The organism is Terriglobales bacterium (assembly GCA_035624475.1).
Classification (GTDB): Bacteria; Acidobacteriota; Terriglobia; order Terriglobales; family Acidobacteriaceae; genus DASPRL01.
The window spans coordinates 1-11,449 of sequence record DASPRL010000195.1; the positions used below are offsets into that span (position 1 = coordinate 1).

9 protein-coding genes are annotated in these 11,449 nt (G+C 68.3%); 1 reads left to right on the top strand and 8 read right to left on the bottom strand.

Annotated elements, in window-relative coordinates; all coding sequences use genetic code 11:
- Positions 1-2: 2 nt before the first annotated feature.
- Positions 3-650: an ABC transporter ATP-binding protein gene (locus VEG08_08050; GenBank protein HXZ27934.1), complete on the top strand. Its 648-nt coding sequence runs from the start codon at positions 3-5 to the stop codon at positions 648-650.
- Between the two features lie 18 nt (positions 651-668).
- On the opposite strand, the gene VEG08_08055 is transcribed toward VEG08_08050, so the two are convergent.
- From VEG08_08055 to murC, 8 genes are all read right to left on the bottom strand, one after another.
- Positions 669-2,354, bottom strand: coding sequence for a radical SAM protein (locus tag VEG08_08055; protein ID HXZ27935.1), 1,686 nt, complete (start codon positions 2,352-2,354; stop codon positions 669-671).
- Positions 2,355-2,547: 193 nt separating this feature from the next.
- A complete protein-coding gene (locus VEG08_08060; protein HXZ27936.1) occupies positions 2,548-3,588 on the bottom strand; it encodes a penicillin-binding transpeptidase domain-containing protein in 1,041 nt (346 codons plus the stop codon).
- 466 nt (positions 3,589-4,054) lie between these two features.
- Complete coding sequence (gene ftsZ / locus VEG08_08065; protein ID HXZ27937.1) at positions 4,055-5,290, bottom strand: cell division protein FtsZ; 1,236 nt, start codon at positions 5,288-5,290, stop codon at positions 4,055-4,057.
- A gap of 124 nt (positions 5,291-5,414) precedes the next feature.
- Positions 5,415-7,085 carry a gamma-glutamyltransferase gene (ggt, locus tag VEG08_08070; protein HXZ27938.1) on the bottom strand — a complete coding sequence of 557 codons (1,671 nt, stop codon included), beginning with the start codon at positions 7,083-7,085 and terminating at the stop codon, positions 5,415-5,417.
- Positions 7,086-7,155: 70 nt separating this feature from the next.
- Positions 7,156-8,370 carry a cell division protein FtsA gene (gene ftsA, locus VEG08_08075; GenBank protein HXZ27939.1) on the bottom strand — a complete coding sequence of 405 codons (1,215 nt, stop codon included), beginning with the start codon at positions 8,368-8,370 and terminating at the stop codon, positions 7,156-7,158.
- A 55-nt stretch (positions 8,371-8,425) separates the two neighbouring features.
- Complete coding sequence (locus VEG08_08080; protein HXZ27940.1) at positions 8,426-9,460, bottom strand: FtsQ-type POTRA domain-containing protein; 1,035 nt, start codon at positions 9,458-9,460, stop codon at positions 8,426-8,428.
- Positions 9,461-9,559: 99 nt separating this feature from the next.
- Complete coding sequence (locus VEG08_08085) at positions 9,560-10,081, bottom strand: hypothetical protein (GenBank protein HXZ27941.1); 522 nt, start codon at positions 10,079-10,081, stop codon at positions 9,560-9,562.
- A gap of 78 nt (positions 10,082-10,159) precedes the next feature.
- The coding region (gene murC, locus VEG08_08090) for a UDP-N-acetylmuramate--L-alanine ligase (GenBank protein HXZ27942.1) at positions 10,160-11,449 on the bottom strand (1,290 nt) is incomplete at its 5' end.

Consider the following 11,449-nt stretch of genomic DNA (forward strand, 5'->3'; position numbering starts at 1 on the left):
ACATGGGTTCCGAACAGCAGGTGCACGCGCTGCGCGGGGTGAACCTGCGCATCGACAAGAACGAGTACGTGGCCATCATGGGGCCCTCGGGCTCGGGAAAGTCGACGCTCATGAACCTGATCGGCTGCCTGGACACGCCCAGCAAAGGGCGCTACTGGCTGAACGGCCAGCTGGTCAGCGAGCTGGACGACGACCAGCTGGCGCGGATCCGCAACAAGGAGATCGGCTTCGTCTTCCAGACCTTCAACCTGCTGGCTCGGGCCACCTCGCTGCATAACGTCGAGCTGCCGCTGATCTACAACGGGACCCCGGCCGAGGAACGCATCGAGCGCGCCAAGGCGGCGCTGCGGGCGGTGGACTTGGAACCGCGCATGATGCACAAGCCCAACGAGCTCTCCGGCGGGCAGCGGCAACGCGTGGCCGTCGCCCGCGCCCTGGTCAACAACCCGGCCATCATCCTGGCGGACGAACCCACCGGGAACCTGGATTCGCAGACGGGCAACGAGATCATGGCCCTGTTCGACCGGCTGCACCAGCAGGGCAACACCATCGTGCTGGTCACCCACGAGCACGATATCGCCGCCTACGCCCACCGCGTCGTGCACCTCAAGGACGGGCTGGTCTCCGGCGACGAGCGCAAGCCCCGCTAGCCGCGAAAACCCTCCCTTTCAGTCGTCGACGAAAATCGCCTGCTCTCCCACCAGGGGCAGCAGTGGCCGCAGGCGTTCCTCCGGGACCTCCACCCTGTCGGGTACGGCATGGCGGGGCGGGTTCCCCGGGCGGAAGTCCAGATACAGGCTGCGCCGCAGAAAACGCTCCGGGAAGTGGGCGAAGCGCAGCAGCGGGTACTTGATCTGCGGGCCGAAGAGCCGGCGTCCCAGCAGGTAGTAGTAGAGCGGGACGCCGAGGTTGAACTTCCACTGCACCGAGGCCTGCTTGCGCCAGAAGTCCACGTTGTAACGCCAGCAGGTGAAGAAGAACTCCCACTGCCGGTCGGTGAGACGGATGAGCTTGGCGCTCTCCTTGCTTCCCAGGCGGGTGTCTTCCAGGGGCACGAACAGCGTGGGGATCACACACCACTTGGCGTCTTTGAGGGCATAGAGCAGGTCCAGGGACTGCTGGGTGTCCTCCCGGGTCTCTCCGGGCAGGCCCAGGATAAAAGTGCAGATGGGGAACCAGTTGTGGCGGTTGAGGATCTCCATGCCCTTCAGCACCACGTCGGGCCACTGCTCGGGGCGGTAGGGATAGCTCTTCCCTTTCATGTACTGCTCGAAGAGGCGCGGGGAGCCCGTCTCCAGCCCGACGAACATGTGCTGATAGCGATGATCGGGATGGGTGGAAGCGGGATGCTGGTTCAGGCTCATGCCCACGGCGATCTCGGAGAGGTCCTCGATCATGTGAGGGTCGCGGACCACCGGCGCCATGGTGCCGTGGGTCAGCATGATGTGCTTCACCCCGGGGACCGCAGCCACGGACTCGAACAGGCGCCGCAGTGCGGGGACGTTGGTCTGGAAGCGGCGTCCCTGTTCGTAGAGGAAGAGGTCTTCGGTGACGAACAGGATGGACTCGGCGCCTTCGGCCGCCTGCACCCGCACGTTCTCCAGGATCTGCGGAAGCGGGAGGCTCTTGCCGGCGCGCAGGGCCACCGAGCAGAACTGGCAGCCGCGCCCGCAGCCGCGCGTAATCTCCACCGTACCGAAGGTGGAGCGGTGATGGATGGCAGGGATGCTGGGGAGCGGCGGGCTGTGGCCCTCCACCCGGCGCGGCAGGGCCTCGCCGCGCACGGCCGCCTCGAACAACGGCAGCGCCACCTCTTCGGCCTCGCCGTCCACGATGCAGTCGATCTGCCACTCCTCCTGCAGGTTCTTCTTCTCGATCTGCCAGGCGCCGGGCCCGCCCACGAGGATCCGGAGATGGGACCGGTGGCGGCGGAGGGCGGGGTGCAGAATGAGGCGGCGAAACTCGGCCGCGTTGATGGATTCGACCTCGCGCCCGTAGAAGGCCGGATAGATGTCGGTGGCGAAGGTGATGCCCAGAGGATTGTGGGCATGCACGCCGACGGCACGCGTGTCCTCACCCACGAATTGGCCCATCTGGTCGGGATAGCAGACGGCGATGTCATCCGGGGAAAAGCGCCGGCGCAGCAGCGCCTCGATGACGCGCAGCCCGTGGGGAACGTAGCGCGCCTGACCGTCGGGCGCGAGCTGGTTCTTGAGCGACCAGTCGGTGCCCATGTAGCGCGCATAGCGCTGCGGAAGGGTGGCCAGCAGCATCTGTCGCCAGGTGCTGCCCAGGTACTCGCTGGACTCCGAGTCACTGGCCACCAGGACCAGCTTCTTGCCTTGCCATGCCACAGGCGTACCTCCTTGCGCTCCGCGCCCCGGTATGCGGGTCTCCGGGCGCATGAGTCCCCGGTTGCTATGGCATCCCCACCTTGGGATCGGCCCCGTACAACTCCCAGGATTGTACTCTCTGCAGGCCCCTCAGAGGGAGGGAGGGCGACGAAGGCAAGAGGCTTGGGACGATCTCCGGGAGATCCCGTGCCCTCTACTGCTTGGCAGGAGGCATGCTGTCCTGGGCCGGAGGCTCGGTGGCCGCGAAGTAGCTGTGGTCGTAGAGCTGGCGGTAGACGCGGCCGGCGATCTCGGCGGCCTTGGGACCGAAGGTCGGCCGTCCGCCCTGCAGGAAGACCACCACCACCAGGCGCGCGTGCCCGCTGTTGACGTAGGAAGCGAACCACCCGAAGCGGGTGCCGTCCTTGGAGCAGGTGCCGGTCTTGCCCAGCACCTCTTCCTCGCTGAAGTTGTAGCGTACGCTGCGCGCGGTGCCGTATTGCACCGCCGCCGCCATGCCCTCGGAGACATCGGGGACGAGGCCGGCGATGTCGAGTTGGCGCTTGAGCTTGGGCTGGAAGGCGGCAACCTCTTCTGGCGTGGCCGGATGCTGCAGGTAGTAGAGGCTGCCGCCGTTGGCCATGGCGGCTACCAGCGCCCCCAACTGCAGCGGGGTCATGGAAATGTCTTCCCCGTAGGAGCACATCTTGCCCACGCCGCCGTCGCGGGCGGGCGGCGGGGAGTCGGGAAAGACGCCGAGGTGCTCCCCGGGAATGTTGTAGCCGGCGAGCTCTCCCAGTCCGAACTCGTGCGCGTACTGGCTGACCTTCTTGAAGCCCAACTGGCGCCCGACCCGCTCAAAGTAAGCGTTGTTGGAATGCGCCAGGGCCTCGGTGAGATTGAGCCGGGTGCGGCGGCCGAGGCGGACCTCGGTGTCCTTGGTGACCACGTCCTCGCGGAGCGCGGCCAGAGCGACGGCGAGCTTGATCGTGGAGCAGGGCTGCGCGCCCTCGGAGAGGGCCAGCTTCTGGTTCACCATGGCCAGGATGCGGCCGGTGTCAGCGTCGAGGGCGAGGACGCTGCCGTTCATGTTGCCCAGGGCATCGAGGGCGGCGGCGCGCACCACCGGATCCTCGCCTGCAATGAGGTCGCCGGCGGCGACGTCCTCGGCATAGGAGCTGGTGTAGAAGCGCTCGTAGTAGCGGCGGTGGCGCCGGCTGCGAGCGATGCGCCGGCTATGCCGCGCTGCGCTCATGCGCTTCTGCGTGGATGCGCTCTCGCGTACCGAAGGTGATTTCGACTTGCTGGCCGAGCGTGAGGAAATGGGAGTGTCGGCCGAGGCGCCGAAGGACACCGCCGTGAAAGCAACAGCCAGGAGGGCAACGAGAGTGACGGCAATGCGCTTTTTCATCGGATCCCGATTGGAGTTCGGCCCACCCGCCGCCTTTCCTCAAAGACACCGCGCGCTCTTCTCCAGCTCCCACGCAAAATCTCAGATGCGCCGGCCGCGAGAAGGACCTTGCCGGATAGTACGAGAATCCTCGCCGCCTCTGCAACCGGAAAGTGGTGCCCTCCTTTCGCGGGAGGCGGATTCGAACTCCCTTGGGAAGAGCTAGTTACGAGGAGCAAGGGGAAGGCCGGGATGCCATCTCGGTAATGCGAGAGGCCGGGCCGCGTTTACCAGTGAATCATCAACCGGATGGATACGGCTGGGTGGCGGCCTAGCGCTGGTCCTGGCGCTTGCGGATGAAAGCGGGGACGTCGAGGTCGTCCTGCTCAAACCCGCTCTTCACATTCTCCTTGACGGCGTCGAGCGAGGGAGCTTCGCGCTGCGGTGCGGCGGCACGCGCCCCGGCAGGCGCCGCCGGGCGCATCCCCGCCGAGGGCGAGTAGGAGGAGGTGGTGCGGGCCTGGGCGATGGCGGCGGCCGTGCTGCTGGTGGCGCGCTCGCGCTTGGGCGGCTGATCGGTCTTGAAGCCGGTGGCGATGACGGTGATCTTGACCTCGTCTTTCATCTTCTCGTCCTGCACCGCGCCGAAGATGATGTTGGCGTCCTCGTGGGAGGCGCTCTGGATGATGGTGGAGGCCTCGTTGACCTCGGAGAGCTTGAGCGAACTGGAGCCGGTGATGTTGATAAGGATGCCGCGGGCGCCGTCGATGGCCCCGGCCTCCAGCAGCGGCGAGGCGATGGCGCGCTGGGCGGCATCGACGGCGCGGCGCTCACCCTTGGCGGTGGCGGTGCCCATGACGGCGTAGCCCATGCCCGCCATGATGGCCTTCACGTCGGCGAAGTCGCGGTTGATGATGCCGGGAATGGTGATGATGTCGGAGATGCCCTGCACGCCCTGGCGCAGGATGTCGTCGGCGATGCGAAACGATTCGAAGAAGCCGGCATTCTGGGCCACCGCCAGCAGCTTCTCGTTGGGGATGACGATGGTGGTATCGACGGAGTCGATGAGCTCGGCCAGGCCGCGCTCGGCCTGCTGCAGGCGGCGCTTGCCTTCGAAGGCGAAGGGCTTGGTAACCACGGCCACGGTGAGCGCGCTCATCTCGCTGGCCAGGGAGGCGATGATGGGAGCGGCCCCGGTGCCGGTGCCGCCGCCCAGCCCGGCGGTGACGAAGACCATGTCGGCGCCCTCCAGCGCCTCGATGATCTTGTCGGAGTCCTCCAGGGCGGCCTTGCGGCCGGTCTCGGGATTCGCGCCCGCTCCCAGGCCCTGGGTGAGCTTCACTCCCAGCTGGATCTTGACCGGGGCCTGGCACATCTGCAGGGCCTGCAGGTCGGTGTTGGCGGCCACAAAGTCCACGCCCTCCAAACGGGCGTTGATCATGCGGTTGACGGCGTTGCCGCCGCCCCCGCCTACGCCGATGACCTTGATCTTGGCGCTGTTCTTGGCGTCGTCGTGGAACTGGATGCGAACGTCGCTCGCGCTGGGAGTCTCTTTGCCGTTGCTCATAGTCGGTTGAATCGTTTTCCGCCCGGCCAGAAAAGTGTTACCGCGATAATCCCCGAAAACAGGAAAACTAGCAACAGCGAAATTCGAGGTCTTCCCGATCCTGCGGAGGAGCATCCGCAGGGACTCAGGGAAGCGGCTCGGGGAGGGCCGCGCCGTCGGCCCGCGGGTCGGAGGCGCCGTAGTTCATGCCGGTGCGGGAGTCGTGCACCACCGCCTGGCCACGCCCCATGAGCGCGGTGTATTGCTGGCGCACCTGGAGCTTGTGCCCCTTGGCCCGCAGGGCCTCGAGCACCTCGGGCTTCACCCGCGACTCGATCAGGATGTCGCAACTGACGCTGCCGCCGGGGACGGTGAAGCGCGGAGCCTCGAGGGCGGCCTGGATGTTCATCCCGTAATCCACCACGTTGGAGACGAACTGAGCGTGGGCGAGCGGCTGGTTGGCGCCGCCCATGATGCCGAAGCCCATGTGCAGGTCACCCTTCTCCATGAAGGCGGGAATGATGGTGTGGAAAGGGCGCTTGCGGGGCTGGAGGACGTTGGAATGCTTGGGATCGAGGACGAACAGCGCCCCCCGGTTCTGCAGGACGAAGCCCATGCCCGCGACCACGATGCCGGAGCCGAAGTAGGAGTAATTGCTCTGGATGAGGGAGACGATGTTGCCGTCGCGGTCCACGACGGAGAGGTAGGTGGTATCGCTGCCCGGGGGAACGCCGGCGCCGGGGTCGCAGTCCGCCTTGTCGGGGTCGATGAGCTTGGCGCGCTGCGCGGCGTAGTCCTGGCTCAGCAGGCCGGCGACCGGGACCTTGGCGAAGCGTGGGTCGGCGTTGTAGCGGTAGAGGTCGGCGTAGGCCAGTTTCATGGCCTCGATCTTCTTGTGCAGTTCGACCGTGCCCGCGGGACCGCCCGGGTCGGGCTGGAACTGGCTCATGAGGTTGAGCATTTCCAGCGCGGCCATGCCCTGACCGTTGGGAGGCAGCTCATAGACCTTCCAGCCGCGGTATTCGGTGGAGATGGGCTCGACCCACTCGGGGGAAAACTCGGCCAGGTCGTCGGCCTGCAGGGTGCCGCCGAACGCAGCGGAGGTCTTGAGGATGGCCTGCGCGATCTCGCCCCGGTAGAAGGCTCCGGGACCCTGTTCGGCGACCAGGCGCAGGGCCCGCGCCAGGTCGGGATTGCGGAAGCGATCGCCGATCGCAGGGACCTTGCCGCCGGGAAGGAAGACGCGGCGGGCCTCTTCCGTCTTCTGCAGCTTGGGCTCCGATTCCGCCCAGAAGTCGTGGATGATCTCGGGCACGCCGTAGCCCTGCTCGGCGTAGGCGATGGCGGGCGCGAACAGGTCCTTCCAGGGCAGGCGGCCGAAGCGCCGGTGCGCGGCGCCCCAGCCCGCCACCGCGCCCGGCACGGTGACCGTGTGGATGCCGTCGCGGGGCATGGAGGGGATGCCCTGCTTGGCCAGGGATTCCCGCGACAGGCCGCGCGGGGCCCAGCCACTGGCATTCAAGCCGTAGAGCCGGTGGGTCTTGGCGTCCCAGTAGAGGAGGAAGAGGTCGCCGCCCATGCCGTTCATCATGGGCTCGGTGACTCCCAGGACGGCGTTGGCGGCGATGGCGGCGTCCATGGCGGAGCCGCCATGGGCCAGCACCTGCGCTCCCGCCTGCGAGGCCAGGTAGTGGCTGGTGGCCACGATGCCGCGGTCGCTCACCACCACGGAGCGGCCGTAGGAACGGTCTTGCGCGAAGCAGGCCATGAGCATCAGCGGAAGCAGGACCGCCAACTGAAGGACGGAGCGGGGCATGCGTGCACCTCCGCAGAGCAGCGCGGGATTATAGCCCAGCCGCGGCAGCAGGTGCGCCCGGCCGTGACCCTCAGCCGTCCCTCCCCAGCCAGGACTTCAGGCGAGAGAGGAAGCTGCCGTTCTCGGTGGCGCGGGCGAGGCGGGCGCGGTGGCCGTAGGAGAGCAGGCCGAGGGCGGTGGAGAACTCCGGCTCCGCCAGGGTGGCCGGCATCTTGGCGATGGGCAGGGGATAGGCGAGGCGGGCGGGCCGCCGCAGCAACTCTTCGGCCACCTCGGGCAGCGCGGGGAGGCGGGCGGCGCCGCCGGTGAGTACCAGGCCGGCACCGCAGATCTCGAGCACGCCGGCGTGACGCAGGTTCTCGCGCAGGAGCTCGAAGAGTTCGCGGGCGCGGGGCTCGAGGATCTCCGCCAGCAGGCGCTGGGGCAGCAGCCGGGAGGGACGATCGCCCACCGCCGGCACCTCCACCTCGTTGCCCTCGGGGACGCGGGCCACCAGGGCGCAGCCGAAGAGGCGCTTGATCTTCTCGGCGTCGGGCAGCGGGGTGCGCAGGCCCACCGCCACGTCGCTGGTGAAGTGGTCGCCGCCGATGGGGATGACGGCCGAGTGCGCCACCACGCCCTCGCAGAAGACGATGAGGTCGGTGGAGCCGGCGCCCACGTCGGCGAGGCAGACGCCCAGCTCCTTCTCGTCGGACTTGAGGGTGACATCGGCGGCGGCCAGGGGCTCGAAGACGGTGTCGTCCACATGGATGCCGGCGCGGTTGAGGGCGTTGACCACATTTTGGGCGGCGCTGGCCGCGGCCGTGACCAGGTGCACCTGCACCTCCAGCTTGGAGCCCTGCATGCCCAGGGGATCGCGGATGCTTCCCTGCTGGTCGAGGATGAACTCCTGGGGCAGGATGTGAAGGACGTCGCGATCGGCGGGCAGGTTGATGGCGCGAGCCTTCTCCACGGTGTGGCGCACGTCGTCGCGGGTGATCTCGCGGGGGCGGGAGGAGAGCAGGCCGCCGCGGCTGTTGACGCCCCGCACGTGCGCGCCCGCCACGCCCGTCAGCGCGTTCTCGATGACCAAGCCGGACGAGGCCTCCGCCTCCTCCACCGCCCGCTGGATGGAGGCCACCGCCTTCTCCAGGTCCACGATCACGCCCTTGCGGGAACCGCGGGAGTCGCAGAGGCCGTGGCCGCGGTAGCGCAGGCCAGCTTCTGTGATCTCCGCCACCAGCACGCAAGTCTTGGCGCTGCCCACGTCGATGGCGGTGAGAACCGGCTCCTGGCGTCTGGCCATGGTCCTAGGAGCGTCCCGCGCGGGGAGCGGGACGCGGGTTAAGGCCCGCGCGCACTCAGTGGCCGCGCCGTGGCGGACGGCCGTTGGGCCGAGCCCCGGCAGGCTGGGAGGACGCGGGCGGCTTGGCCGCCGGCAGCGCCATGGTGGCGGGCGCGGCGGACTTGGAATCCTGGTTGAGGATGACCTGGCCGTCGTAGCGCAGGTTCACCGACTCCAGGCGCGGATAGGTGGCGCGCCATTCTTTCAGGTGCGCCACGAAGATCTGGTAGCGGCCCAGGAAGTTGGAGGCCCCCAAGTGCACCAGCACGGCGCCGTCGGGATCGGCGACGGTGACCTTCACGTCCTCGGGGTCGGAAAGGTCCACCTCGCTGAGCTGGCGCGAGTATAGGGCCCCGGTCGAATCCAGGTCCTGCAGCAGCGCGGTGTAGATCTTCATGCGGGCGGCGCGGGTGGAATGGGGCTCGCTGGCGCCCGTGCCCACGATCACCGGGAAGGAGTATTTCTGCGGATTGCCGGCGGGAAGCTCCATCACCACGCCCGAAGCATCGATCAGCGCGATCTTGGAACCGATCTGCACGAAGGCGACGGGGGTGCGCTCCCGGATCTCCACCTTGAGGCGGTTGGGGAGGAAGCGCATCACGGTGGCCGACTCCACCCAGGGGATCTCCTCCAACTGGCGCTTACGCTCGGCCAGGGGGATGAAAAAGATGTTGCGGCCGATATCGCCGCCCAGGATCTCCAGCACCTGGCTGCGGGGGACGTTGTGCACGCCCGCGATCTCGATGTTGTCGCTGGAATCGATGCGGAAGCGCCAGGAGGAGGTGCCGTACTTGTAGAAGAGCGCGGCCGCGCCCAGCACTCCTGCCAGCAGCAGCAGCACCAGCACCGCGAGCCGCAGGCGGTGGGCGGCCTTGCGGGGCAGAGGCCCGCGGCGCACCGGCACCCGCTTCTGGCCGCGCAGGAAGGGGGACTCTTCTTCGGCGTCCAGGTCGAGCACGCGGGGCTCGTCGAAGTCCTCGGCGGGGCGGCGCCCGCCGGGGCGGACGGGAGTCTCCAGATCCTCGCCGGGTGTCCGTGAGCCGTTATTCAACACCATGGTCGGTGGAAGAGCGCAGAGCCGCCGCTACAGCAGACTATAGCCGCTTTCGGGGAGTTTGGGGAGTTGCGTCCTTGGTATCGCCTGGAGGAACTAGGGATTGGCGCGCACCGGCTCCGCGGGTACCGCGGGAAGTGGAGGCAGCTCGCGCATCGGCTGCTGCACCAGCACGCGCACGTGTTCGCTCCAGCGGGCCTGCTCCAGGGAGAGGCGGACCAGTTCGTGCTGCTGCCGCGCGAAGTCGCGGTGACGCTGGGCGATCCGCCGGGCGAAGTCCTGGGGAGAAACCTGGATGCTGACCCGCACCAGGGATGCAGGGCGCGGAGCGCGCGCCGCAGCCCGGCTCACACTGGCCTTGGCGGGGCACTGGGCCGCAGCCTCGCGCAATGGCGTGGTCGAGGCCGGGACGGCGGCAGCGGGCGGAGCGTCCTGGTTCAGCCGGGCGGCCTGCTCCATCAGGCGGAGCCCGCCTTCCTGGTCGCCCAAGGAGATACGCACCTGGCCCGCCAGCAGCAGCAACCCGGGATGGCTCGCGACCACTGCGTGGCCGGCCAAGCCGGCGGCCCACAGCAGCCCCGATGCCATCGCGCTCGCTATCAGTTTCTTTGCCAGCATAAGCGGCTCCGTGCGCGCCTACACTACAGACGGGGACGGGGACGAATGGTTAGCAGAGGATTTCCCGGGTCGGGCGAATCAGCGTTTCACGGAGGCGCTGCGTGCTTCGCGGGCGCGCAATTGCTCCAGCACCTGGGGCCCGAGCTGGGAGATGTTCCCTGCTCCCAAGGTGAGGACCATGTCGCCCTCGCGGGCGGCGGCGGCGGCGGCGACGGCGGCCTCAGCGAACGAGGATAGGTAGAGGGCGTGCTTGCCGCCGGCTTGGTTCACGCGGCGGGCCAGCACCTCTCCGGTCACGCCGGGAATAGGCTGCTCGCTGGCGGGATAGATGTCGAGGATGAAGACCGAGTCGGCCTGCTCGAAGGCGGTGGCGAAGTCATCGAGCAGGGCCTGGGTGCGGGTGTAGCGGTGGGGCTGGAAGACCACGTGGACGCGCGGGTAGCCGCACTGGCGGGCGGCGGCCAGAGTGGCGCGGATCTCGGTGGGATGGTGGCCGTAGTCGTCGATGACGGAGACCCCGGCGGCCACGCCCTTCAACTGGAAGCGGCGGTCCACCCCACGGAAGCCGTCGAGGGCGGCGCGGATGTTCTGCGGCTTGATGTCCAACCCGATGCCCACGGCCACGGCGGCAGTGGCGTTGAGCACGTTGTGGGCGCCGGGGACGTGCAAGTGGAAGTCGCCCAGCGAGGTGCCGCGGTACTGCACCCGGAAGCGGCTCATGGGGGGCTGCGGGCCCGAGGGCAATTCGGTGTCGGCGGCCACGATGCGGAAGTCGGAGTCGGGACGGGCGCCGTAGGTGACGGCGCGGCGGCGCAGCCGCGGCAGCAGCCCGCGCAGGCTGGGATCGTCGTTGCACAGCACCACCATGCCGTAGAAGGGCACGCGGTCCATGAAGTCGAGGAAGGTCTGCTCGATGTCCTCCAGGTCGCGGTAGCAGTCCAGGTGCTCGCGGTCGAGGTTGGTGACCACCGCCAGGATGGGCGAGAGCTTGAGGAAGGAGCGGTCGCTCTCGTCGGCCTCGGCCACCAGGTAGTGTGATTTGCCCAGGCGGGCGCTGGAGCCCATGGAGTCCACCCGCCCGCCCACCACCACGGTGGGATCCAGGCCGCCGGCCGCCAGCACCGCCGCCACCATGGAGGTGGTGGTGGTCTTGCCGTGCATGCCGGCAATGGCGATGCCATATTTCAGCCGCATCAGCTCGGCCAGCATTTCCGCGCGCTGGATCACGGGAATGCGGCGCCGGTGGGCCTCGGCGACTTCGGGATTGTCGCGCGCAATGGCGGAACTGGTAACCACGACCTCAGCGCCGGCGATGTTTGTGGCGCAGTGGCCCTCGAAGATCATCGCGCCCAGTCCGGCTAGGCGCTG

Bases quoted from the DNA above. Each gene is read 5' to 3' on its own strand.
- VEG08_08050 (HXZ27934.1), top strand. From the start codon at position 3: ATGGGTTCCGAACAGCAGGTGCACGCGCTGCGCGGGGTGAACCTGCGC.
- ftsZ (HXZ27937.1), bottom strand. From the start codon at position 5,290: ATGAGCAACGGCAAAGAGACTCCCAGCGCGAGCGACGTTCGCATCCAG.
- ftsA (HXZ27939.1), bottom strand. From the start codon at position 8,370: ATGGCCAGACGCCAGGAGCCGGTTCTCACCGCCATCGACGTGGGCAGC.
- VEG08_08085 (HXZ27941.1), bottom strand. From the start codon at position 10,081: ATGCTGGCAAAGAAACTGATAGCGAGCGCGATGGCATCGGGGCTGCTG.
- ggt (HXZ27938.1), bottom strand. From the start codon at position 7,085: ATGCCCCGCTCCGTCCTTCAGTTGGCGGTCCTGCTTCCGCTGATGCTC.
- VEG08_08060 (HXZ27936.1), bottom strand. From the start codon at position 3,588: ATGAGCGCAGCGCGGCATAGCCGGCGCATCGCTCGCAGCCGGCGCCAC.